Raw genomic sequence first — 23,752 nt, 5'->3', positions numbered from 1 at the left:
TCCCGAACCCCCACCGTCACCCTCGCCGCATGAATGGGACCCACACCCCCAAAACCGACAGCGCGGGATTGACGAACGACATAGAGGCACCCCCCTCCGAACGCACCGCCGTCCCTCCTCGCACCCCCTTACGCGGCCGACTCGCCGTCGTCTCCGTGATGCTGGGCATCTTCTCGATCGTCACCACCGAGATCCTGCCCATCGGCCTGCTGACATCGATCGGCTCGGACTTCGCCGTCTCGGACGGCTCAGCGGGCCTGATGATGACCATGCCCGGACTCCTCGCGGCGGTCTCCGCCCCCTTGGTCACCGTGGCGACGGCGCGTGTCGACCGGCGGGTGATGCTCTGCGCCTTCATGCTCCTGCTGGCCCTGGCCGACTTCCCCACCGCCGCCGCGAGCGACTACCGCCTCGTCCTGGTCTCCCCGGTGATGGTCGGGGTCACCATCGGCGGCTTCTGGTCCATCGGGGCCGGACTGGCCGGGCGGCTGGTCCGCCCGGCGTCGGTCGGCCGAGCAACAGCGGTGATCTTCTCGGCGGTCCCGCTGGGCTCCGTGCTCGGCGTCCCCGTCGGTACGTTCATCGGCAGCCAGGCCGGCTGGCGGACGGCGTTCGTGGTCATGGGGGTGCTGAGCGTGGGCGTACTGGCCCTGATGCTCCTGGTGGTGCCGGCGCTTCGTGTGCGGCGACCGCGCCCCGTACGCGGTGGTCCCCCACCGGGCGGCGAGCCCGTCCACGAGGAGGAGCCCCCGGCCGCTCTCGGCCTCCGGCCCGGCGGTACGTGGAGGCGGCGGCGCGGGCAGGTGGCCCCGTTCGTCGTCCGTGACGTACACCGTCACCTGCCGGTGGTCGACGGCGCACCATGGCCACGCCCCAGGAAGCCATCCGCGCCATCCGTGTCCGGCTCCGGGCGAACCACCTCTTCCGCCTCACGCCACGTGAGCCGGCCCGCGCCCTCCACTGGTCCGACAAGGGTGGCCGGGTGCAGGCCCTGGGGGCACTCCACCGCGGCGAGCCCTGCGGGTTCACGCTCATGCTGCGCGGCGGTCGGCACATCGAGTGACATGTCCGCCCGCTGACGTACGTATCGCTCGAAGCCCATGCTCGCCGGGGCCCCGCGCCACTCCCCGCCGCACAGAAATCCGTATGAGTTAGGCTCGCCGGGGTGCAGTGAGGGGCCTCGAACAGGATCCGGGCCACCCGTGCCGCCGGATCGGACTCGCCACCGGCTCCGTCCAACCCTGAGCAGCAGCCCCGGAAACACCGGAAAACTGTTCAGGTACCGGCCTGTTGGGCCAGGATGTGAGGCCGCCCGTGCGGGACTACTTGCTGATGCTGTTCGTCACAGCGGCGGTGACCCACCTTCTGACCGGACCCGTGCGGAAGTTCGCCATCTCGATCGGGGCGATGCCCGAGATCCGGGCGCGCGACGTCCATCGCGAACCCACTCCGCGCCTCGGCGGCGTGGCCATGTTCGGCGGGCTGCTGGCCGGATTCCTCGTGGCTTCCCATCTGCCGCACCTGGAAGAGATCTTCACCCAGAGCTCGGCGCCCCGGGCGCTGCTGTCCGGTGCCGCACTGATCTGGCTGCTGGGGGTCCTCGATGACAAGTGGGAGCTGGATTCGCTGGTCAAGCTCGGCGGACAGTTGCTGGCCGCCGGAGTGATGGCGTTCCAAGGGCTGACGATCCTCTGGCTCCCGGTGCCGGGCACCGACGGGATCTATCTCGCCGACTGGCAGGGCACCCTGCTGACCGTGGGACTGATCGTCTTCACCATCAACGCGGTCAACTTCGTCGACGGGCTCGACGGGCTGGCCGCCGGGACGGTGGGCATCGCGGCCACGGCGTTCTTCCTGTATGCCTACAGGCTTTGGTACGGCTACGGGATCGAGTCCGCCGCAGCCACCACGCTGGTCTCCGCGATCCTGGTGGGCATGTGCCTCGGCTTCCTGGTCCACAACTCACACCCGGCCCGGATCTTCATGGGGGACTCCGGCTCCATGCTGCTCGGGCTGCTCATCGCGGGGTGCGCCATCTCCGTCACGGGCGAGGTCGATCCGAGCCTCCTCAAGCAGACCGTCGACGGTACGTCCGAGTCGGCCGCGATGGTGCCGGTCTACATTCCGCTGCTGCTGCCGCTGTCCGTCATCGCGCTGCCGGTAGCGGACCTGGTGCTCGCCGTCATCAGGCGCACCTGGAACGGGATGTCCCCCTTCGCGGCCGACAAGGGACACCTCCATCACCGCCTGCTCCAGCTCGGCCACTCGCACCGCCGAGCCGTGCTGCTCATGTACTTCTGGTCGGCACTGTTCTCGTTCGTCATCGTGGCCTACTCGGCGCGGGGCGCTAAGTCCTGGATGCTGTTCGGGGTCGCGGCCGTCTGCGGGCTGGGCCTGGTCCTGCTGCTCCAGCCCCGTTACGAGGCCCACGTCGCCCGCCTCCTGGGTCGGGTTCTGCCGCGCAGGCCCGGGGGCCGCGTGGTCGCCACCGGCGGGCGGCGCGCCGAGGAGAAGGCGGACGTCCGCCGTACGAGCGCGGACGCGGGGCGGCGGTCGTAGCCCACGCCGAGATTCCGGTGGTAGCCCACGCGGCGGTTCCGGTCGTGACCGGGCCGCGAACTCCAGCAGCGCGTTGTCCGGCCGCTGGGGCTGCGGCACACGTCCCTTCCCGCCGCCGACGACACGTCCGGGCGCCCGCTCAGGCCTTCGGGGCCACCTTCGACAGGCCGTTGATGATCCGGTCCATCGCGTCGCCGCCCGTGGGGTCGGTCAGGTTGGCGAGCATCTTCAGCGTGAACTTCATCAGCAGCGGGTGTGTCAGACCGCGCTGGGTGGCGACCTTCATGACCTTCGGGTTGCCGATCAGCTTCACGAAGGCGCGGCCCATCGTGTAGTAGCCGCCGTAGGTCTCCTTGAGCACCTTCGGGTAGTTGGTGAGAGCCAGTTCGCGCTGGGCCGGGGTGGCGCGGGCGTGGGCCTGGACGATGACGTCGGCGGCGATCTGGCCCGACTCCATGGCGTACGCGATGCCTTCGCCGTTGAACGGGTTGACCATGCCGCCCGCGTCACCGACGAGCAGCAGGCCCTTGGTGTAGTGCGGCTGGCGGTTGAAGGCCATCGGGAGGGCGGCGCCGCGGATCGGCGTCGTCATGTTCTCCGGGCTGTAGCCCCAGTCCTCCGGCATGGACGCGCACCACGCCTTGAGGACCTCGCGCCAGTCCAACTCCCTGAACGCGGAGGAAGAGTTGAGAATGCCGAGGCCGACGTTGGACGTGCCGTCGCCCATGCCGAAGATCCAGCCGTAGCCGGGCAGGAGCTGGTCCTGGGGGCCGCGCCGGTCCCACAGCTCCAGCCAGGACTCCAGGTAGTCGTCGTCGTGGCGGGGCGAGGTGAAGTACGTACGCACGGCCACGCCCATCGGGCGGTCCTCGCGCCGGTGCAGGCCCATGGCGAGCGACAGCCGGGTGGAGTTGCCGTCGGCTGCGACGACGAGCGGGGCGTGGAAGGTGACCGGGGTCTTCTCCTCGCCGAGCTTCGCGTTGACGCCGGTGATGCGGCCGGTGCGGTCGTCGACGATCGGGGCGCCGACGTTGCAGCGCTCGTGCAGCCGCGCGCCCGCCTTCTGCGCCTGGCGGGCCAGCTGCTCGTCGAAGTCGTCGCGCTTGCGGACCAGTCCGTAGTCCGGGTACGAGGCGAGATCGGGCCAGTCCAGCTGGAGCCGGACGCCGCCGCCGATGATGCGCAGACCCTTGTTGCGCAGCCAGCCGGCCTCTTCGGAGATGTCGATGCCCATGGAGACGAGCTGCTTGGTCGCGCGCGGGGTGAGGCCGTCGCCGCAGACCTTCTCCCGGGGGAACGCCGTCTTCTCCAGGAGCAGGACGTCCAGTCCGGCCTTGGCGAGGTAGTACGCGGTCGTGGAACCGGCCGGGCCTGCCCCGACGACGATCACATCCGCGCTGTGTTCGGAGAGGGGCTGCTCGGTCACGGTCGGATCTCCCGAAGACTCGAAATCGCGTGCCGCGCGGCACCTGTCCCGTGCAGTCTATGGGGGTCCGCTGATCAACTTTCCGAAGGGCTCCCCGATGTCGACCGTGCCACTCGCCGCTCCTTCCGTGCAGTTGCGCGTCCCGACCGACGAGGACGCGCTCTCCTGGCACCGCGCGTTCGACGACCCCGAGGTGATGGAGTTCTTCGGCGGTGCGTCGGAGGAACTCTCGATGTACGAGGAGTGGACCGCCCGACAGCGCAGACTCGACGCGGAGCTGGGGTACTGCCTGTGGACGGTGCTCGGCGAGGACGGTGAGGTCGCGGGCTTCACCGGCGCCCAGCCCTGGCCGCAGATCACGTACGGCCCGGTGGGCGAGACCGAGATCGGCTGGCGGCTGGCCCGGTCGGCCTGGGGCCGGGGTTACGCCACCACCGCCGCGCGCCTCACGCTGGAGCGGCTGCGCGCGGCCGGGGTGGAACGGGTCGTGGCGACGATCGACGCACGCAACGAGCGGTCGGTCGCCGTGGCCCGGCGGCTGGGGATGGAACGGGCGGAGAGCTTCACGGCACCGCAGTCGGGGAATGAAGTGCGCTGCTTCCGGCTGGAACTGGCCCCGTGACGACGGGCCCGACCGGTCCTTCGGGGCACGGGCCCGGACGTTCCGGGCACGGGCCCGGGGTTTCGGGCCGCAGAACTCCTCAACCGGGCCGCGGGCCCCGTCCGTCGGCGCGGGGGGCCCGGTCCTCAGGGCTGGGGCTTGGAGACCGGCGGGCGCACGCCCCGGTGCAGTGCCACCACACCACCGGTGAGGTTGCGCCAGGCGACCTTCGACCAGCCGGCCCGCTGGAGCTTCGCCGCGAGCCCGGCCTGGTCGGGCCAGGCCCGGATGGACTCGGCGAGGTAGACGTACGCGTCGGGGTTGGACGACACCGCGCGCGCGACCGGCGGCAGCGCCCGCATCAGGTACTCCGTGTACACCGTGCGAAACGGCCTCCACGTCGGCTGCGAGAACTCGCAGATCACCACCCGGCCGCCCGGCTTCGTCACCCGGTACAGCTCGCGCAGCGCCGCGTCCGTGTCCTGGACGTTGCGCAGCCCGAAGGAGATCGTCACCGCGTCGAAGGTCTCGTCGCGGAATGGCAGCCTGGTGGCGTCGCCCGCGGTGAAGGGCAGCCAGGAATTGCGCTTCTTGCCTTCCTGGAGCATGCCGAGGGAGAAGTCGCACGGCACGACGTACGCGCCCGTCGCGGCGAAGGGCAGCGAGGACGTCGCCGTGCCCGCGGCCAGGTCGAGGACCTTCTCCGCGGGCCGGGCGTGCACCGCCTTCGCGACCTCCTTGCGCCACAGCCGGGCCTGGCCGAGCGACAGCACGTCGTTGGTGAGGTCGTAGTTCGCCGCCACGTCGTCGAACATCGTGGCGACTTCGTGCGGCTGCTTGTCCAGGGAAGCTCGGGTCACCCGCCCATTCAAGCAGCCCCGGTCCGTCGTGCTTCGCGCCGGTCGCGAGTCGTGCCCGTGTGGACTGAACCGATTCGGCCCACCGGCAGTCAGTACAGGGGGAGCACGGAGTCACCGGGAGCAGGGGGAGCACAGATGTCCGCACAGGGCGCGCGTCGGCGGTTCTGGCCGGAACGCGGTCGGAACCGGCTGCTCGTCGCCGTGGTCGTCCCGGCCGTACTGATCTGTGCAGCCGTGGTGGGGCCCCGGTGGAGCGGTGGCGGGGAAGGGAAAGCGGCCACACCGTCCGCGTCCGGGAGCACGTCGGCGATCGGCACCTTCACCGTCGCCCGCGCGGGCGTCCCGGACACGGGCACATCCAGGGCCGGGGGCAACGCCTACAAGGTCGAGGTGGAGGACGGTTCGGGCGTCGACCCGGACAGGGCCGCCGCCGAGATCGCCCGCATCCTGGCCGCGCCACGTGGCTGGTCGCACCACGGCGAGCACACCTTCCGCCAGGTCGCCGACGGCCCGGCGGGACTGGTCATACGTATCGCCACCCCCGGGACCACCGACGCCATCTGCGGACGGAGCGGCCTCGACACCCATGGCGAGGTCAACTGCCGCGTCGGCACCGATGTCATGGTCAACCTCAAGCGCTGGCAACAGGGATCGCCCGAGTTCCACGGTCCGCTCGCCGACTACCGGGCCCTCATCATCAACCACGAGGTCGGGCACTGGCTGGGCCACGGCCACGAGACCTGTCCGGGCAAGGGCCGTCCCGCCCCGGCGATGATGCAGCAGATCTACGGGCTGAAGGGGTGCGTCTCCAACGCCTGGCCGTACGACGCCGAGGGCCGGTACCTGGGCGGCCCGTCGGTACCGTGACGGGGCTCCGTCCCGGTCCGTCCCGGCCCCTCCCGGACAGGACACCGGTGCGACTCGGCTGCGGCCCGGGGCACGGGACTCGGACGCGGCGAGGACGCGGCCTGGACTCGGGTTCGGGTTCGGGTTCGGCGAGGGTTCGTCTCAGCTGCGGCGGAAGACCAGTCGTCCGCCGAGCACCGTCGCCGTGCAGCTCCCGGCGCCCGCGGTGCGCAGCGCCGCCAGGTCCCGTACGCCGAACACGGCCAGATCCGCCGGCCCGCCGACGGCGAGGACCGCCGCGAACGCGTCGGCCGGCTCCGGCACGGACGCCAACGGGTCGAGCGAGACGGGTCCCGGCGCCGGGCCCGGTCCGTGGACGCGCAGCCCCGAGCGGGCGACCGCCGTGCGCACGGCGGGGCGGGTGAAGGGGCCCCGGACGGCAGTCGTGCCGTGCCGCAGCATCCGTTGCAGTCCGCGCCGGGCACTCGCGCCCCAGCGGGCGTCGTCCATGACGAGTGCGGTGAGCGCGTCACCGGTGAGCGGGGCGTTGCCGAGTTCGTCCGCCTCGCGGGGATCCGGGTGGTAGGCGGTCTCCAGCAGCGCGGGCGCCCCCGCGTTCAGCAGTCCCGGGGTGATCAGACCGGACCATCGCCGGATCCGGGCCTGCGGACGGGCTGCGGTCAGCTCCCTGTACGTACCGATGGCGACGACCACACCGCCGTCCACGGCCACGGAGTCGGCCCCGTCCGGGGCGCCGTGCACCGCGTCGGCGGCGTGAACCGTCAGCAAGGCGGACTCAGTTGGCGTTCAGGAGCTTCAGCTCCGGGTGGGCCGTGCCGCCCTCGATCGCGGTGGACGAGATGTGCGAGACCACCCGCTCGTCGACCGGGTCGTTCGCCGGGTCGTCGTGGACGACGAGGTGCTCGTACGTCGTGGCGCGCTGGGCGGGGACGCGGTCCGCCTTGCGGATCAGGTCGATGATCTCCAGGCGGTTGGAGCGGTGCTTGGCACCGGCGGAGGAGACGACGTTCTCCTCCAGCATGATCGAGCCGAGGTCGTCGGCGCCGTAGTGCAGTGACAGCTGGCCGACCTCCTTGCCGGTGGTCAGCCAGGAGCCCTGGATGTGCGCGACGTTGTCGAGGAAGATCCGGGCGATGGCGATCATCCGCAGGTACTCGAAGAGCGTGGCCTGCGTCTGGCCCTTCAGCTTGTTGTTCTCGGGCTGGTACGTGTACGGGATGAACGCGCGGAAGCCACCCGTGCGGTCCTGCACATCGCGGATCATCCGCAGGTGCTCGATGCGCTCGGCGTTGGTCTCGCCGGTGCCCATCAGCATGGTGGAGGTGGACTCGACGCCCAGGCGGTGCGCGGCCTCCATGATCTCCAGCCAGCGCTCGCCGGACTCCTTGAGCGGGGCGATCGCCGTGCGCGGCCGGGCCGGCAGCAGTTCGGCGCCCGCTCCCGCGAAGGAGTCGAGACCGGCGGCGTGGATGCGCTGGATGGCCTCCTCGACGGAGACCTCGGAGATCCGGGCCATGTGCTCGATCTCGGAGGCGCCGAGCGAGTGGATGACCAGCTGCGGGAACGCCTTCTTGATGGCGGAGAAGTGCTCCTCGTAGTACTCGACGCCGTAGTCCGGGTGGTGCCCGCCCTGGAACATGATCTGCGTACCGCCGAGCTCGACGGTCTCCGCGCAGCGGCGCAGGATGTCGTCGAGGTCGCGGGACCAGCCCTTGGCGGTGTCCTTGGGCGCGGCGTAGAACGCGCAGAACTTGCACGCCGTGACGCACACGTTCGTGTAGTTGATGTTGCGCTCGATGATGTACGTCGCGATGTGCTCCGTACCGGCGTAGCGGCGTCGGCGTACGGCGTCGGCGGCAGCGCCCAGCGCGTGCAGCGGCGCCGACCGGTAGAGGTCGAGAGCCTCCTCCGGAGTGATCCGACCGCCCTCGGCGGCTCGGTCGAGGATGGGCTGGAGGTCGGCCTTCTCGGTCACCGGGCTGTCACCTTTCGGCGGTTTTTCAACGGATCTACGGACCGGTTCACCCTACGCCAGCCCCTGTCGGCGTCAGTTGCCGGACCGGCTGAGGGTGCCGTACGGAAGTCCCGCGCCCCTCTCCTCGGAGCGGAAGCGGAGGGTGCCGTCGGCGGCCCGCGTGAAGTGGACGTCGGATTCGGTGGAGGTGCAGAGGGCCGGGTCGCTGGGGCGGGCGGGGTCGGCGCGCTCCCGCAGCGTCAGTTCCTCGTCCGTTCCGGAGGAGAGCCGGGCGACGCTGTTGCAGCGGACGGTCAGCCCGAGAGCGGAGACCTCGGTGGTCATACGGACCACGTCCGCGCCCTTCTTCCCGGCGCTGAACACAGCGGTGAGCGTGCCGTGCGGCCGCCCGGTGGTCTTCTCGGTGAGCGGGCCCTTCCAGGTGCCGGTGAACGCCTTCGGGACCTCGGTGACCTGGTCCGGGCCACCGGTGCCCGACTCCGATTCCGAGGGCCGCGGGTGTTCCGCGGAGGGCGTGGCGGCCGGCGGGGTGGTGCCGACACCACCCTGCTCGGCCGTGTCCCGGCCACCGCCGCCCGGCATCAGATCGAACAGGTACGCACTGCCCACGGTCACGGCGGCGAGCGCTCCGGCCACGGCCAGGGCGACGGTGCAGCTCAGTCTCCGGCCCTGGTTCGCCCCGGGGCGGGACTCCGCGGAGTCCGCGCCGACGGTGACGGAGAAACGGGGGTCCGACGTGCGTTGCCCCGGCAGTCCGGACGGTTGCGCCGACCCGGCCGCACCCGCGGCGGTCGCGGGCCAGGAGGGCGGCCCGTTCGGCCGGGGCGGCCGGGTGGGTTCGTGCGAGGGGGACAGCCCGACCGGTGGGCCGAACCCACCGCCCGCACCGCCGCCGTCGTTCGCGCCGTTCACACCCCACGAAGCACCGCTGAACGGCACCGGCCCCGACTGCACCGGCGCGTCCTGCGGCTCCAGGTCCAGCAGTGCGACCGCCGCCCGGCTGACCTCTTGCACCAGCGAGCCGGGCAGCCATCCCACCGCCACCAGCGCGGCGGCCCCGCCCGGCGCCAGCTGCCGGGCCAGTTCCATGGGAGTCGGCCGGTCCTCCGGATACTTCGCCAGGCACCCGGCGACGATGTCCCTCAGCTCCCCGTCGAGCTCCCCCAGCTCGGGCTCCTCGTGCACCACCTTGTAGAGCAGTACGGCGGAGGAGTCACCGAGGAAGGGTGCGCTGCCGGTGGCCGCGTACGCGAGCACCGCGCCGAGCGAGAAGACATCGGCCGCGCCCGAGATGTCCACGCCCCGGATCTGCTCCGGCGCCATGTAGCCGGGCGAGCCGACCGACACCCCGGTCGAGGTGAGCGAGGCGGTGGCGCCGATGGCGTGGGCGATCCCGAAGTCGATCAGCCGGGGACCGTCGAGAGCGAGCAGCACGTTGGAGGGCTTCACATCGCGGTGGATGAGGTCCTGGGCGTGCACCACGGCCAGTGCCTCGCCGAGGCCGGCGCCCAGTGTCCGCACCGCGTGCTCGGGCAGCGGGCCGTGCTCGGCGACCGCGGCGGACAGCGGAGGTCCGGCCACATAGCCGGTGGCGACCCATGGAATGGGGGCGTCCGGGTCGGCGTCCAGGACGGGCGCCGTCCACTGCGCACCGATCCGCCGGGCCGCGTCCACCTCCCGCCGGAATCGGGCCCGGAATTGCTCGTCGAGAGCGAAGTGGGGGTGCACGACCTTGACCGCGACGGTGCGTCCGCCCGCGCTGCGCCCCAGATAGACCCGCCCCATGCCGCCCGCACCGAGCCTGCCGAGCAGTCGGTAGGAACCGATGGTCAGCGGTTCGCCGGCTTCCAGCGGCTGCATATGGACTCCCCCTGTGGACCGGCCGGACCTCCGACCGAAGCCTAGGGTGCAAAGGTCATCGGGTCCCAGAGGAAACCATCCGCTGATTTCACCCTCAAGGGAACGAACAACGGCTTTCGACACAACAAAAGGCGTGAATACGTCGTTCACCCGAGCGATTCCGGTTCAGGACCGGGACTCGCCTCGGACGCCGTCCGGGAATCGGCTATTCGACGCGTATTCACCCGAATCGATGGCGGGGCGGGGAGAAGCGGCCGGAGAAGGGCGGGAGAAGGCCGGGAAGAGATATCCGACCCAAGAGGTACAGGATTCATCCATATCCCGGCCCATTCCCGTTGACCGCCTCCCGCGCGCGGCGCACTGCGGGCGCACTCGGTGTCGTCGGCACGCGGCGCACTCGGTGCCGGCCCGGGGCCCGCCCCGTGCGTCCGAGGCGTCGGCCGCCCACCGCCCTGCGGTCAGCCGCCGAGCAGCTCGACCGTCACGTCCGCCGGGAAGCCGGTCGTCGGGCCGACCCGGCGCGCGAACTCCCGCACTCCCGCCAGCTGGTCCGGGCCGAAGCGGAAGTCCAGCGTCGTGAAGTACCGCTCCAGCACCTCCGCGTCGAAGGCCTCCCAGCGTGCCGCCTGCTCCGCGACCTTGGTGACCTCCTCCAGGGAGACGTCCCGCGAGGCCAGGAAGGCCTCGTGCGCCTTGTTCACGTGGTGGGGCTCGGCCGCCAGATAGTCCTTGCGGGCCGCCCAGACCGCGAAGACGAACGGCAGCCCGGTCCAGTCCTTCCACATCTGACCCAGGTCGTGGACCTGGAGGCCGAGCCGGGGCGCGTCATGCAGGTTGGCGCGCAGCGCGGCGTCACCGATCAGCACGGCGGCGTCCGCCTCCTGCATCATCACGCCGAGGTCCGGCGGGCAGGTGTAGTAGTCCGGGCTGACCCCGTACCGCTCGGCGAGCAGCAACTGGGCCAGACGCACGGAGGTGCGCGAGGTCGAACCGAGCGCCACCCGGGCCCGGTCCAGCTGGTCCAGCGGCACCTGCGACACGATCACGCACGACATGACGGGCCCGTCGCATCCCACCGCGATGTCCGGGAAGGCGACCAGGTCGTCGGCGTTGCGCAGGAACTCGACCAGCGTGACGGGGCCGATGTCCAGATCGCCCCTGATCAGCTGCTCGCTGAGCTTCTCCGGGGTGTCCTTCGAGAGCTCCATGTCGAGCAGGGTCCCGGTTCTCGCCAGTCCCCAGTACAGGGGAAGGCAGTTCAGGAACTGGATGTGGCCGACGCGCGGCCGGCTGCGACGGTGGTCGCCTGCGACGGTTGAGACGGTTGAATTGTCCACATCGCGAGGCTAGACCCGTGGTGCCGTCCGGACGGCACCGGGTGCGCGAGGCGTCGCCCCGCCTCCCTCAGAGCCTGTCGGGGCACCGATACCGCCCCGGAGTGGTATCGGAAGTCTTCATTCCGTATCCCTTGAGGACGCCTCCGCGACACTCTCCGGGACACCCGCTTCGTCAGCTCATCGGCACGGCAATCAAACATCCGGGTGAAGTGATCTTTCCCTCTACCCTTCCGCACACGCTGCGTGCTAGGCTCGACGCAAGTTGCAGTTTGGTTTCCCTTGCAGTACAGAGCCTGCGGAGCATGTAACCCGCAGGCTTTTGTAGTTTTCAGACTTCTTTGCAGGTTCTGGAGCAGGGCAACCCTTTGGCCCAAGGAGGGCTTATGGCTACCGGAACCGTCAAGTGGTTCAACGCTGAAAAGGGCTTCGGCTTCATCGCCCAGGACGGCGGCGGCCCGGATGTCTTCGTTCACTACTCCGCGATCAACGCGTCCGGGTTCCGCTCCCTCGAGGAGAACCAGGTCGTGAACTTCGACGTCACTCAGGGACCCAAGGGTCCGCAGGCTGAGAACGTCACCCCGGCCTAGTTGCCCGGGTCGGCCGATCGCGGCCGGCTAGCAGTACCCAAGGAGCCCCGCTCCTCCGCCTCGGCGGGGAACGGGGCTCCTGCCTTTTCCGCTCCTGACCTGTTCCGCCCCCGCCTTTTCGGCTCCCGGCAGCATCGGGGCACCGCGAGGCTTGACCTTGCCACCGTGTGAAGCCGTGCACTGGGAGACATCATGTTCACCATCGGAGACTTCGCCCGGTACGGACGGGTGTCGGCCCGGATGCTGCGCCACTACGACGCCATCGGGCTCCTGCACCCGGACCGCACGGACCCCGACACCGGCTACCGCTTCTACGGGGCCGCCCAGCTCGCCCGCCTCAACCGCATCATCGCCCTGAAGGATCTCGGCTTCACGCTCCAGCAGGTGCGGGCCGTCCTCGACGAGCAGGTGGGGGCCGAGGAGTTGCACGGCATGCTGCGGCTGCGGCGGGCGGAGCTGGAGGAGGCCATGGCGGCAGCGGCCGCACGGCTGACACGGGGCGAGGCGAGGCTCCGGTCGATCGAGAGCGAGGGACACATGCCCGCGGACGAGGTAGCGGTCAAGAGCATTGCCGCAGTACGGGTCGCCGAGTTGACCAGGACAACGGCGGGCTTCGAGCCGGTGCACATCACTCCGGTGATCGGCCCGCTGTACGACCGGCTCTTCCCGCTGCTGGGCGCGGCGGGGGTCGCCCCGAGCGGCCCCGGGATCGCCTGCTACGAGGACGCCCCGGAGGGCGGCGGCGCGGTCGTCGTCCACGCGGGGGTGACGGTCTCCGCCCCGGTGGGCCCGCTCGGCGACACCGGGATCACGGTGGTCGAGCTGCCCCCGTTCGAAGCGGCGACCATGGTGCACCGGGGCTCGATGGACGGCGTACTGCCGACGGCCCAGACCCTGGCCCGCTGGATCGACGCCAACGGCTACCGGTCCACGGGATACGCCCGGGAGGTCAGCCTGGAGTGCCCCGACGACCGGGACAAGTGGGTGACGGAGCTCCAGGAGCCGGTCACCAGGGCCTGACCTTTTCGGGGGTGGCGCGGCTACGCGCGGAACGTGACACCCGGGGTGCCGGGTGTCACGTTCCGCACCCTCCCTACCGCCCGCCGGGCCCCGCCCACAGCCCGTCGCCCGTCAGCCCCAGCAGGTCGATCGCGTTGCCGCGCACGATCCGGTCCACGACATCGGCGTCCAGATGCCCCATCTGCGCCTCGCCGACCTCGCGCGACTTGGGCCAGGTGGAGTCGGAGTGCGGGTAGTCCGTCTCGTACAGGACGTTTCCGACGCCGATCGAGTCCAGATTCCTCAGTCCGAAGGCGTCGTCGAAGAAGCAGCCGTAGACATGCTCGGCGAACAGCTCCGACGGCGGACGGTGGACCTTGTCGGCGACGCCGCCCCAGGCCCGGTTCTCCTCCCAGACCACGTCGGCGCGCTCCAGGATGTACGGAATCCAGCCGATCTGGCCCTCCGCGTACATGATCCGCAGGTTCGGGAACCGCTCGAACTTGCCGCTCATCAGCCAGTCGACCATCGAGAAGCAGCAGTTGGCGAAGGTGATGGTGGAGCCGACGGCGGGCGGGGCATCGGCCGAGGTGGACGGCATCTTCGAGGACGAGCCGATGTGCATCGCGATCACCGTCCCCGTCTCGTCACAGGCCCGCAGGAACGGATCCCACTCGTCCGTGTGAATGGACGGCAGGCCGAGATGCGGCGGTATCTCGGAGAATGCCACCGCGCGCACACCGCGCGCCGCGTTGCGCCGGACCTCCTCGGCGGCCAGCCGCGCGTCCCAGAGCGGGATGAGGGTGAGCGGGATGAGCCGGCCCCGCGCCTCGGGCCCGCACCACTCCTCCACCATCCAGTCGTTGTACGCCCGCACCCCGAGCAGCCCCAGTTCACGGTCCTTCGCTTCGGTGAAGGTCTGCCCGCAGAAACGGGGGAAGGTGGGGAAGCAGAGCGCCGACTGGACATGGTTGACGTCCATGTCGGCGAGCCGGTCGGGGACCGAGAACGAACCCGGGCGCATCTGCTCGTACGTGATGACCTCAAGTTTGATCTCGTCCCGGTCGTAGCCGACCGAGGTGTCGAGCCGGGTGAGCGGGCGGTGCAGATCTTCGTACACCCACCAGTCGCCGATCGGGCCGTCGTCACCCTTCGCACCCATCACAGGCGCGAACTTGCCGCCCATGAAGGTCATTTCCTTGAGCGGTGCGCGGACGATCCGCGGACCGCGGTCGAGGTACTTGGACGGGAGCCGGTCCCGCCAGACATGAGCGGGCTCCACCGTGTGGTCGTCCACCGAGATGATCTTCGGGAAGGTCTCCATGCTCACCACGGTAGCGCCGATCTGACGAACCGTCAGCTATCTGTACCGGTCCCTGCCCCGCAATCGTTGTCGAGGGCTTGTGCAGAGAGTCACCCACTGCTGACGTGTCCGCCCATGACAAGGCAGACTGTTGAGCGCGATACCAGCGGTACCGAACAATCCGGATCCCCCGTCCCGGACCGGCACACTGACGGAGAATCCGGATCGGACGGCACCGACACGATCGGCAGGACCGGCGGGGCGAGCAGGACAGGGGGCATCAATGGACCGTGACGACCACGGGCCACGCGTGCGTGTTCCGGGGCAGCGGGCTCCGCAGCAGCAGTCGGCCGACGGCGCCGATCTGCGCTTTTCCGTACTCGGCCCGCTACGGGCCTGGCGGGACGCAGAAGCGCTGCCGTCCGGTTCACCTCAGCAGCGTGCTCTGTTGACCGCACTGCTCCTGCGCGACGGCCGCACGGCCACGGCCTCCGAACTCATCGACGCCATCTGGGGTGAGGAACCGCCCTCGCAGGCGCTTGCCGCCGTCCGCACGTACGCCTCTCGGCTCCGTAAGGTCCTCGACCCGCAGACACTGGTCAGCGCCGCCGGCGGGTACGCGATCCGGACCAGGAACGACGCCCTCGACCTGACCATCGCCCAGGAGTGGGTGGCCGAGGCGGAGAAGGCCCGCGCGGGCGGCGACCGCGCCCAGGCCCGCAGCCTCTTCAGCAAGGCACTCGGTCTGTGGGACGGCGAGACCCTGGCCTCCGTGCCCGGCCCGTACGCCGAGAACCAGCGCACCCGGCTGGAGGAGTGGCGGCTCCAGCTCACCGAGACCCGCCTGGACCTGGACCTGGAGGTCGGCTGCCACGCGGAGGCGGTCTCCGAACTGACCGCGCTCACCGCGGCGCATCCGCTGCGCGAGCGGCTGCGGGAACTGTTGATGATCGCCCTGTACCGCAGCGGCCGTCAGGCGGAAGCGCTCGCCGTGTACGCCGACACGCGCCGACTGCTCGCCGACGAACTCGGCGTCGACCCGCGCCCCGAGCTCTCCCAGCTCCAGCAGCGCATCCTGCAGGCCGACGAGGAACTGGCCTGCCCGGCCGACGAACCGGCACCGGCCGCCGCACCGGTGCGTCCCGCCCAGCTCCCCGCCACCGTCCCGGACTTCACCGGCCGCGCCTCCTTCGTACGGGAGCTGGGCGACCGGCTGGCGACGGCCGAAGGTTCGGTCATGGCCGTGTCGGCGCTCGCGGGCATCGGCGGCGTCGGCAAGACGACCCTCGCGGTGCACGTCGCCCACCAGGCGCGGCAACACTTCCCGGACGGCCAGCTGTACGTGGACCTCCAGGGCGCGGGTGCCCGCGCCGCCGAACCGGAGACGGTCCTCGGCGCGTTCCTGCGCGCCCTGGGCACGGCCGACTCGGCGATCCCCGACTCCCTGGACGAACGCGCCGCCCTCTACCGCTCCACGCTCGACGGCCGCCGCATCCTGGTCCTCCTCGACAACGCCCATGACGCGGCCCAGATCCGCCCCCTCCTCCCCGGCACCGCGGGCTGCGCGGCCCTGGTCACCAGTCGCGTCCGGATGGTCGACCTGGCCGGCGCCCACCTGGTCGACCTGGACGTGATGTCCCCGGAGGAGGCGCTCCAGCTCTTCACCCGCATCGTGGGCAAGGAGCGCGTCAACTCCGAGCGCGAGGCGGCCCTGGACGTGGTCGCCGCCTGCGGCTTCCTCCCCCTGGCCATCCGCATCGCCGCTTCCCGCCTGGCCTCGCGCCGCACGTGGACGGTCTCCGCCCTCGCGGCGAAACTCGCGGACGAGCGACGCCGCCTGGACGAACTCCAGGCCGGTGACCTCGCGGTGAAGGCCACTTTCGAACTCGGCTACGGCCAGCTGGAGCCCGCCCAGGCCCGTGCCTTCCGCCTCCTCGGTCTGGCCGACGGCCCCGACATCTCCCTGGCCGCGGCGGCGGCGCTGCTCAACCTGGAAGCCCACGTGGTGGAAGACCTGCTGGAGGCCCTGGTCGACACCAGCCTCCTGGAGTCGGCGGCGCCGGGCAGGTACCGGTACCACGACCTGGTGCGCCTCTACGCGCGTTCCTGCGCGGAACGGGACGAGCAGGATCCGGTGGAGCGGGAGTTGGCGCTGTCGCGGTTGCTGGACTTCTATCTGGAGACGGTTGCGCGCGTGAGCGCCATGGAGAAGCCGGGCGACACACTGGTCAACCACCTCGCCCCCACTTCCTACGCAGGCCTGGTGTTCTCCAGCCGGCGCGATGCCCAGGACTGGCTTTACACCGAGGCGGGAACACTGCTGGCCTGCGCCCGCCAGTCCGCGGGCGGGCAGACGTTGCGCCACGCCGTCGACCTGCTCTGGATCGCCATCGAACTGGCGGAATCCGGAGCGAATTCAAAGGAGTACGAGGCGACAGTCGCCGCTGCCTGCAAGGCTGCCGAACTGGCCGGGGACGCCAAATCGGAGGGCAGGGCCCTCATCACTCTGGCCAATGTGCACCATGTCTCCGGCCGCTTCGACCTGGCCGGCCACGAATGTCGGCGCGCACTTCACCTCTCCGCCGTCGCGCAGGACCCGCTCCCCGCCTGCTGGGCATCAAATCTGCTGGGCATCATCGCGCTCTACGAGAACCGTCACAAGGACGGCGAAGAACATCTGACGCGCGCCATAGCTCATTTCCGAGAAGTCGAGGACCGCCCCGGCGAAGCCGCCGCTCTCTGCAACCTCTCGCGGGTTCATCTGGCCATGGGGCGAACGGCCAGTGCCGTATCGCTCGCACAGCAGGGCACAGAGATGTACGACGAAATGGACCACGCTCTCAAAGGGGCGAACGGCCGTTACGCGTTGGGCCTCGCACTCACGCAGAGCGGTCGGCTGGAGGACGCGGCCGACAGCCTGAAGGAAGCGCACCAAGTCTTCAAGGACAGTCGCCAGCGACTCTACGAAGGCATGGCGCTGTTCCGTCTGGCCGAGGTCGACATCGCTGCCGGGCGCCCGGCGCAGGCCGCGGCCAACTCCGAGATCGCGCTCACTGTTCTCCGCGGAATCGGGGGCGAATGGCGGCGCGGTAATGTCCTCACAGTTCTCGGCAGGGCGCTGTCCGGCATCGGGCAGACCGATCGTGCCCAGGTCTGCTGGCGCGAGGCCCTGGCCATCTTCGAGGCACTCGGTTCGCCGGAGGCCGACGATGTACGAGGGCTCCTCCACCCGGCCGCAGTCGCTTGACCGGCTCCCGCCAGGCCGTTCATCGTTCGTTTATCGCCCCAGGACACTCTCTTTCCAGTCGACCCGTCGCGTCGGGGGGCAGACGGGGCGACAGACGGCCGTGGCACTAATGTGAGCGGCCCCGACAGGCCCGTCCGGCAGTCCACGGGGGAACAGCCGGGCGGGCCTTGCCGACCCAGCACGCCGAATCACCCAACGGGAGTAGACGATCATGAGCGACGCAAAGAGCAACGAGCCGATCATCAAGCCGCTCAACACCCACGCCACCGCGGCTCCGGCGGGCGAGACCGTTCCCGACATCCGTGGCACGGACGGCGAGATCAGGCCGCTCAACACCCACGCCACCGCGGCTCCGGCGGGCGAGGCCGAAGACACGACCGACAACACGCACGCGACCACGGAGCCGGCCAACCAGAGCTGAATTCGACGGGGTACGGGGGAGCGGCCGCGGCGGCGCGGAGGGGGAGCCGTCGCGGCCGCTGTACGTCCGGGCGGCGCGTAGGAACAGGGCGGAACGGCGGGTCAAGCCGCCCTGTCCCGCAACTCCCCCTTCAGCACCTTGCCGCTCGCGTTGCGGGGCAGTTCGCTCAGGAACTCCACCGCCCTCGGGACCTTGTAGTTCGCCATTTCCCGCCTCGACCAGGCGATCAGGTCGTCCGCCGTCAGCGTCGCGCCCGGCCTGCGTACCGCGTACGCCTTGCCGACCTCGCCCAAGCGGGGGTCCGGGACGCCGATCACTGCCACGTCCGCTATGTCCGGGTGCAGGCCGAGGAGTTGTTCGATCTCCGCGGGGTACGCGTTGAAGCCGCCGACGATGAACATGTCCTTGATCCGGTCGGTGATCCGGAGGTTGCCGTTCTCGTCGAGGACGCCGACGTCCCCGGTGTGGAGCCAGCCGTCGGGGGTGATCGCGGCGGCCGTGGTCTCCGGGTCCTCGAAGTAGCCCCGCATCACGTTGAACCCGCGGACCAGCACCTCGCCGGGGGTGCCGGGGGCTGCCAGGACGCGGATCTCCGTGCCCGGGATCGCCCGGCCCGACGTCGAGGCGATCGTCTCCGCCGGGTCACCGCGCCGGCACATGGTGACGATGCCGCTCGCCTCGGAGAGGCCGTACGCGGTGAGGACCGTCGCGATGCCGAGCTCCGTGCGCAGGCGCTCCACCAGCCGCAGGGGTACCACCGCCGCACCCGTCACCACCAGGCGCAGGGCGGAGAGGTCGTGGGCGCCCCGCGCCGGGTGGTCCAGGAGGGACTGGTGGAGGGTGGGCGGACCCGGTAGGACCGAGATGCGTTCGGCGGCGATGTTGGCCAGGACCGTGTCCACGTTGAACACCGGTTGCGGGACCATCGTGGCGCCCCGCATCAGGCACGCGATGATGCCCGCCTTGTAGCCGAAGGTGTGGAAGAACGGGTTCACGATCAGATAGCGGTCGCCCTCGCGCAGATCCGCCAGTTCGCTCCAGATCGCGTAGCAGCGGAGCGTCTGGGCGTGGGTGATGACGGCGCCCTTGGGCCGCCCCGTGGTGCCCGAGGTGTAGATGATGTCGGACGGGGCGGAAGGGGCGACTGCGACGGCTCGGGCGCGTACCGCGTCCGGCGACACCTCCTCCCCCGCCGCCAGGAAGTCCTTCCAGGTGACGTAGTCGTCGGGGGCGCTGTCCGCCAGCACCACCACCCGTTCCAGGTGCGGGAGCGGCACGTCGGTCCGGCGCAGGGACGCCACGTACGACGTGCCGAGGAAGGTACCCGTGACGAAGAGCAGCTTCGCCCGGCTGCGTTCCAGGATGTACGCCGCCTCCGCGCCCTTGAACCGGGTGTTGAGGGGGACGAGCACCGCCCCGGCCGTGACGGCGCCGAGTGCGGAGACGATCCAGTCCAGGGTGTTCGGGGCCCAGACCGCGACCCGGTCGCCCGGCTCGACCCCCGAGGCCATACAGGCGGCGGCGGCGCGTTCGACGCGGTGGCCGAGTTCGGCGTACGAGATCCGGGTCCGGCCCTCGACGACCGCCTCCCGGTCCCCGTACCGTCGCGCCGCCGCCCGTATCAGCTTCGGGATGCTGCCCCATTCCTCGTCGCCGCGCATCGCTCGCCCTCTCTGACGCAGTAGCTGACTATCCGTCAGATTAGCTGTAGCCTCAGCCGCTGTCAGCAGTGACGACGGCCTCGGAGGTGGCGGTGGCGGCGCTCAAGGACGTGACAGCGATAGCCGGCATAGGACAGACGGCCTTCGCGAAACAACTGCCGGAATCCGAGAAGACCTTGGCCTGCCGGGCCATCGTCGCGGCGCTCGACGACGCGGGCATCGCCGCCTCGGAGGTGGATGCCTTCGCCTCGTACACGATGGAGGAGACCGACGAGGTAGAGATCGCCAAGGCCATCGGTGCGGGTGACGTCACCTTCTTCAGCAAGGTGGGCTACGGGGGCGGTGGCTCGTGTGCGACGGTCGCGCATCTCGCCGCCGCCGTGGCGACCGGGCAGGCGAGCGTCGGGGTCGCCTGGCGGTCGCGGAAGCGGGGTTCGGGACCCCGGCCCTGGAAGAACACCGCCGTGCAACTGCCCACCCCCGCCCAGTGGACCCGCCCGTACGGGCTGCTGCGGCCGGCCGACGAGATCGGAATGCTGGCCCGGCGGTACATGCACGAGTACGGGGCGACCCGCGACCATCTCTTCAACGTCGCCCTCGCCTGCCGCAACCGCGCCAACCAGAACCCGGACGCGATGATGTACGAGCGACCGCTGACCCGCGACATGTATATGACCTCGCGCTGGATCAGCGAGCCGCTCTGTCTCTTCGACAACTGTCTGGAGACGGACGGCGCGCTGGCCTGCGTCATCGTCTCGGCGGAGCGGGCCCGCGACTGCCGGCAGAAACCCGTCTACATCCACTCCGTCGCCCAGGGGCTGCCCGCCCAGCACCACGGGATGGTCAACTACTGGAACGACGACCCGCTCACCGGACCCGCCTGGACGGCCGCCCGACAGCTTTGGAAACAGGCCGACTTCGGCCCGGACGACGTGGATGTCGCGCAGATCTATGACGCGTTCACCCCGCTCATTCCGCTCTCCCTGGAGGGCTATGGCTTCTGCGGGCGCGGCGAGGGCGCCGCGTTCACCGAGGGCGGGGCGCTGGAGAGCGGCGGGCGGCTGCCCATCAACACCGGGGGCGGCGGGCTCAGCGAGGCGTACGTCCACGGCTTCAACCTCATCAACGAGGGTGTGAAACAACTGCGCGGCGTCTCCACCGCCCAGGTCCCGGGCGCCGGGACGTGCCTGGTCACCGCCGGTGAGGGTGTGCCCACCTCCGCCGTACTGCTGAGGAGTTGAGGAGCTGGCATGGGTGCTGATACGGATGCTCTGCTGATGCCCGTGGTGGATGAGGACGGCGCCCCCTTCTGGGAGTACGCGGCCCGCGGCGAACTGCGCGTCCAGGCGTGCGCCGCCCCGGAGTGCGGAAGGCTCCGCTTCCCGCCCCGGCCGTGCTGTCCGCACTGCCAGTCCTTCGCGAGCGAGTGGCGGCCGATGAGCGGACGTGGCCGCGTCTGGTCGTACGTGCTGCCGCATCCCCCGCTGTTGCCCGCCTACGCCGCGCAGGCCCCGTACAACGCCGTGGTGGTCGAGCTGGCCGACGCCCCGGAGATCCGGTTGGTCGGGAACGTGGTGAGCGGTCAGGACGCCCCGCTGGACTCGGTCGATCCGGCGCGGCTGCGGATCGGGGCGCCGGTGCGGGCCGTGTTCTGTCCGGCCGGTCCCGGGGTGACCCTGGTGCGCTGGCTGCTGGAGCGGTGAGCGGCGATGGCCCTGCGGACGGAGACGGACGAGGGGACCGGGGTCGCGCTCGTCACCCTGGACCGGCCCGAGAAGCACAACGCGATCGATCTGGCGACGGCCGCCGAACTGACCGCTGCGTGGCGGGCGTTCCGCTGCGACGAGGGGGTGCGGGCCGTCGTCGTCACCGGGGCGGGCGGCCGGGCCTTCTGCACGGGGATCGACCGGGGCGTGGAGGTGCCGCAGCCCTCGTCCCCGTACACGATCGACGATCCGCTGATCGCGATCGGACCCAAGGCGAACGATCTGTGGAAGCCGGTGATCGCGGCCGTGGAGGGAATGGCCTGCGGCGGGGCGTTCTATCTGCTGAGTGAGGCGGAGTTCGTCGTCGCGTCGGAGGAGGCGACGTTCTTCGATCCGCACACGACGTACGGCATGGTCAGCGCGTACGAGGCGATCTCCATGGCGCAGCGGATGCCGTTCGGCGAGGTGGCCCGGATGTCCCTGATGGGCACGGCCGAACGGGTCTCGGCCCAACGGGCCTACGAGACCGGGCTGGTCAGTGAGGTGACGGCGCCGGGCGGCGCGGTGGCGGCGGCGCTGCGGGCGGCGGCCGTGATCGCCTCGTGCCCGACGGAGGCGGTGCAGGGGACGGTACGGGCCGTGTGGTCCGCGAAGGAGGCGGCCAGGGCGCAGGCCATGGCCCACGCCCCGCACCTGATCGCGCTCGGGAACCTGCCGCCGGAGCGGCAGGCCGAGTTGTTCCAGGGGCGGGGCGGCAACGGATTCCGGACGCGGTGAGACGGTGGCTCGGTGGGGTCAGTAGCTCCGCTGGGCCTCGACCCGGCACTTCTTCACCCGGGAGACCTTGCGCGGACTGTCCATCCGCACGGGGACGGTCCTGGTCTCGCCGCCGTCGACGGCGACCTTCGCCTCCCCGGTGTCCACGGTGTTGCCCCGCGCGTCGAGGAACGTCACATCGACTTCGTAGGTGTGTGAGCCGGCCGCGCTCGCCGTGAGCCTGACGGTGGAGGAGGTGACGGCCTTGCGCGTGCCCTTGCGGGGCTGGGCGCAGCGGAAGACGTACGCCTGGGGATCGTCCGAGGCGGTGGCGCTCGGGGTCGGCGTCTCGTAACCGGTGTTTCCGGAGGAGCCGCTCGACGAACCGTAGTCGTCGTTGTCGTCGTAGTCGTTGTGGTGGTAGCTGCCGTTGCTCTTCTTGGAGTTGGAGCAGCCGCCGCCGCTGCTGCTGCTCGATCCCTTGCTCTTGCCGCTTCGGCCACCGTGGCTGGAGGTGGAGAAGCCGGTGAGTGCGAGTACCACCACGACCAGTACCGCGGAAAGCCTTATGTGCTGCCGCATCATCGATACAGCCCCCCTTGTGTTGTTGTCCGTTCCTGCTGTTGTCGAACGACCGCGCGACACCGTAGCGCAAGGTGCGGGGGGCAGAGGCCAGGCGTAGCGTCGAGGCGGAGAGCGGTGCCGATATGTGACACCGGTCCGCGCACACGCAGGAGGCCGACGATGGTCCGCAACGTCCTCGGCTCGGTCCTCGCTCTCGTAGGAGCGGCGGCCGCCGTGCTGAGCCCCTTCCGAGACTGGTACGACGGCCGTCTGGGGCGTCATTACCGGATCGACGAACTGTTCACCGGGATCACCGTCAGCCGGCCCGGACCACTGGGCTCGATCCTGACGGCCTTCCTCTTCGCCGCCCTGCTGACCGTGGTGGGGGTGGTGCTGCGGTCGCGGCTGCTGGTGGCGGCCGCGGGCGTGGTGGTGCTCGGGTTCACCGTGCTGTGGATGGTGCGCCAGGGAGAGTCGGTGGGCAGTCTGACGGTCGCGGGCGACGGTTCCGGACTGCAGTGGGGGGTGGCGAGCGCGCTGGGCGGCGGGGTGCTGCTGCTGTTGGGCGCGGCGGTGATGTCGGGGCGGCGCGGCGGTGGGCGCCGCGTTGCGCGCGAGCACCGGCCGTACACCGCACCTGGCTCGCAGGACCCGGACACCTGGCCGCCGACGCAGGAGCCGGGGCCCTCCGTGCAGACGAGTCCACTGCCGGAACCGGAGCCGGACCTGTACACGGGGCCCTCTCCGGGGGCCCGCCGTCCGGGCCCGCGGACCAGGGACACAGCCGCGCGCCCCGGGACCGGGCCGGAGAACCAGGACACGGCCGCGCTCCCCGTCGTACCGGACGAGGGCTCCGATCCGCACCGGCCCCCGCGCCCCTGAGGCCCCGCACCCCTGAGGCCCTGAGACCCGCGCCTCCGAGGCCCTGAGAGCCTGTCGGGTGGCTGATCATGCGTGATGCGTGACGGTCGTGATCTGCCCTCCGGGCATGGAGACGGCCCCGGAATGATCACGTGGTGTGTG

At 70.7% G+C, this 23,752-nt stretch carries 21 protein-coding genes; 12 read left to right on the top strand and 9 right to left on the bottom strand.

The window, feature by feature from the left end; translation table 11 throughout:
* The first annotated feature begins 29 nt into the window (after positions 1 to 29).
* Both ABZ826_RS35560 and ABZ826_RS35555 read left to right on the top strand, forming a co-directional pair.
* Entirely contained in the window at positions 30 to 1,079 is a 1,050-nt protein-coding gene (locus ABZ826_RS35560) for an MFS transporter (RefSeq protein WP_361458084.1), read from the top strand.
* Positions 1,080 to 1,314: 235 nt separating this feature from the next.
* Positions 1,315 to 2,559: an MraY family glycosyltransferase gene (locus ABZ826_RS35555; RefSeq protein WP_361458081.1), complete on the top strand. Its 1,245-nt coding sequence runs from the start codon at positions 1,315 to 1,317 to the stop codon at positions 2,557 to 2,559.
* A 139-nt stretch (positions 2,560 to 2,698) separates the two neighbouring features.
* Here the strand turns inward: ABZ826_RS35555 and ABZ826_RS35550 are convergent, their stop codons facing one another.
* Positions 2,699 to 3,985, bottom strand: coding sequence for a geranylgeranyl reductase family protein (locus ABZ826_RS35550; RefSeq protein ID WP_361458078.1), 1,287 nt, complete (start codon positions 3,983 to 3,985; stop codon positions 2,699 to 2,701).
* Positions 3,986 to 4,082: 97 nt separating this feature from the next.
* On the opposite strand from ABZ826_RS35550, the gene ABZ826_RS35545 reads away from it, so the two are divergent.
* Positions 4,083 to 4,607: a GNAT family N-acetyltransferase gene (locus ABZ826_RS35545; RefSeq protein ID WP_361458075.1), complete on the top strand. Its 525-nt coding sequence runs from the start codon at positions 4,083 to 4,085 to the stop codon at positions 4,605 to 4,607.
* Positions 4,608 to 4,732: 125 nt separating this feature from the next.
* Here ABZ826_RS35545 and ABZ826_RS35540 read toward each other — a convergent pair whose 3' ends face one another.
* Positions 4,733 to 5,446, bottom strand: a complete 714-nt coding sequence (locus tag ABZ826_RS35540; RefSeq protein WP_361458072.1) for a demethylmenaquinone methyltransferase — start codon at positions 5,444 to 5,446, stop codon at positions 4,733 to 4,735.
* 135 nt (positions 5,447 to 5,581) lie between these two features.
* Between ABZ826_RS35540 and ABZ826_RS35535 the strand changes: the two genes are divergently transcribed.
* A complete protein-coding gene (locus ABZ826_RS35535) occupies positions 5,582 to 6,313 on the top strand; it encodes a DUF3152 domain-containing protein (protein WP_361458069.1) in 732 nt (243 codons plus the stop codon).
* 141 nt (positions 6,314 to 6,454) lie between these two features.
* On the opposite strand, the gene ABZ826_RS35530 is transcribed toward ABZ826_RS35535, so the two are convergent.
* The 4 genes from ABZ826_RS35530 to ABZ826_RS35515 all read right to left on the bottom strand — a co-directional run bounded on the left by ABZ826_RS35530 (position 6,455) and on the right by ABZ826_RS35515 (position 11,485).
* Entirely contained in the window at positions 6,455 to 7,081 is a 627-nt protein-coding gene (locus ABZ826_RS35530) for a hypothetical protein (protein ID WP_361458066.1), read from the bottom strand.
* Between the two features lie 7 nt (positions 7,082 to 7,088).
* Entirely contained in the window at positions 7,089 to 8,288 is a 1,200-nt protein-coding gene (mqnC, locus tag ABZ826_RS35525) for a cyclic dehypoxanthinyl futalosine synthase (protein ID WP_361458063.1), read from the bottom strand.
* 72 nt (positions 8,289 to 8,360) lie between these two features.
* Positions 8,361 to 10,148: a serine/threonine-protein kinase gene (locus ABZ826_RS35520; RefSeq protein ID WP_361458060.1), complete on the bottom strand. Its 1,788-nt coding sequence runs from the start codon at positions 10,146 to 10,148 to the stop codon at positions 8,361 to 8,363.
* A gap of 458 nt (positions 10,149 to 10,606) precedes the next feature.
* The gene (locus ABZ826_RS35515; RefSeq protein WP_361458057.1) at positions 10,607 to 11,485 is read right to left on the bottom strand and encodes a menaquinone biosynthesis protein; all 879 of its coding nucleotides are present in this window, start codon (positions 11,483 to 11,485) and stop codon (positions 10,607 to 10,609) included.
* Between the two features lie 383 nt (positions 11,486 to 11,868).
* Between ABZ826_RS35515 and ABZ826_RS35510 the strand changes: the two genes are divergently transcribed.
* Both ABZ826_RS35510 and ABZ826_RS35505 read left to right on the top strand, forming a co-directional pair.
* Entirely contained in the window at positions 11,869 to 12,072 is a 204-nt protein-coding gene (locus ABZ826_RS35510) for a cold-shock protein (RefSeq protein ID WP_003967102.1), read from the top strand.
* A 192-nt stretch (positions 12,073 to 12,264) separates the two neighbouring features.
* Positions 12,265 to 13,092 (top strand): MerR family transcriptional regulator, encoded by an 828-nt coding sequence (locus tag ABZ826_RS35505; RefSeq protein WP_361458054.1) that lies wholly within the window; start codon positions 12,265 to 12,267, stop codon positions 13,090 to 13,092.
* Positions 13,093 to 13,165: 73 nt separating this feature from the next.
* On the opposite strand, the gene ABZ826_RS35500 is transcribed toward ABZ826_RS35505, so the two are convergent.
* Positions 13,166 to 14,395 carry an amidohydrolase family protein gene (locus ABZ826_RS35500; RefSeq protein WP_361458051.1) on the bottom strand — a complete coding sequence of 410 codons (1,230 nt, stop codon included), beginning with the start codon at positions 14,393 to 14,395 and terminating at the stop codon, positions 13,166 to 13,168.
* Positions 14,396 to 14,657: 262 nt separating this feature from the next.
* Between ABZ826_RS35500 and ABZ826_RS35495 the strand changes: the two genes are divergently transcribed.
* Together ABZ826_RS35495 and ABZ826_RS35490 are read left to right on the top strand one after the other, a co-directional pair.
* Positions 14,658 to 17,621 carry a BTAD domain-containing putative transcriptional regulator gene (locus ABZ826_RS35495; protein ID WP_361458048.1) on the top strand — a complete coding sequence of 988 codons (2,964 nt, stop codon included), beginning with the start codon at positions 14,658 to 14,660 and terminating at the stop codon, positions 17,619 to 17,621.
* Between the two features lie 211 nt (positions 17,622 to 17,832).
* The gene (locus ABZ826_RS35490) at positions 17,833 to 18,042 is read left to right on the top strand and encodes a hypothetical protein (protein ID WP_361458045.1); all 210 of its coding nucleotides are present in this window, start codon (positions 17,833 to 17,835) and stop codon (positions 18,040 to 18,042) included.
* Between the two features lie 101 nt (positions 18,043 to 18,143).
* Here ABZ826_RS35490 and ABZ826_RS35485 read toward each other — a convergent pair whose 3' ends face one another.
* The gene (locus tag ABZ826_RS35485) at positions 18,144 to 19,703 is read right to left on the bottom strand and encodes a FadD3 family acyl-CoA ligase (protein ID WP_361458042.1); all 1,560 of its coding nucleotides are present in this window, start codon (positions 19,701 to 19,703) and stop codon (positions 18,144 to 18,146) included.
* 92 nt (positions 19,704 to 19,795) lie between these two features.
* Between ABZ826_RS35485 and ABZ826_RS35480 the strand changes: the two genes are divergently transcribed.
* The 3 genes from ABZ826_RS35480 to ABZ826_RS35470 are packed head-to-tail and all read left to right on the top strand — an operon-like array spanning position 19,796 to position 22,186.
* Positions 19,796 to 20,944, top strand: coding sequence for a lipid-transfer protein (locus tag ABZ826_RS35480; protein ID WP_361458087.1), 1,149 nt, complete (start codon positions 19,796 to 19,798; stop codon positions 20,942 to 20,944).
* A gap of 9 nt (positions 20,945 to 20,953) precedes the next feature.
* Positions 20,954 to 21,406 carry an OB-fold domain-containing protein gene (locus tag ABZ826_RS35475; RefSeq protein ID WP_361458039.1) on the top strand — a complete coding sequence of 151 codons (453 nt, stop codon included), beginning with the start codon at positions 20,954 to 20,956 and terminating at the stop codon, positions 21,404 to 21,406.
* 6 nt (positions 21,407 to 21,412) lie between these two features.
* Complete coding sequence (locus tag ABZ826_RS35470; RefSeq protein WP_361458036.1) at positions 21,413 to 22,186, top strand: enoyl-CoA hydratase/isomerase family protein; 774 nt, start codon at positions 21,413 to 21,415, stop codon at positions 22,184 to 22,186.
* Positions 22,187 to 22,204: 18 nt separating this feature from the next.
* Here the strand turns inward: ABZ826_RS35470 and ABZ826_RS35465 are convergent, their stop codons facing one another.
* A complete protein-coding gene (locus ABZ826_RS35465; RefSeq protein WP_361458033.1) occupies positions 22,205 to 22,750 on the bottom strand; it encodes a hypothetical protein in 546 nt (181 codons plus the stop codon).
* 159 nt (positions 22,751 to 22,909) lie between these two features.
* On the opposite strand from ABZ826_RS35465, the gene ABZ826_RS35460 reads away from it, so the two are divergent.
* The gene (locus ABZ826_RS35460) at positions 22,910 to 23,611 is read left to right on the top strand and encodes a hypothetical protein (protein ID WP_361458030.1); all 702 of its coding nucleotides are present in this window, start codon (positions 22,910 to 22,912) and stop codon (positions 23,609 to 23,611) included.
* Positions 23,612 to 23,752 lie beyond the last annotated feature (141 nt).

Source organism: Streptomyces sp. NPDC047515 (assembly GCF_040643055.1).
Classification (GTDB): domain Bacteria; phylum Actinomycetota; class Actinomycetes; order Streptomycetales; family Streptomycetaceae; genus Streptomyces.
The sequence above is the reverse complement of the archived record's forward strand: the minus strand, read 5'-3'. Positions and strand labels throughout refer to the sequence as shown.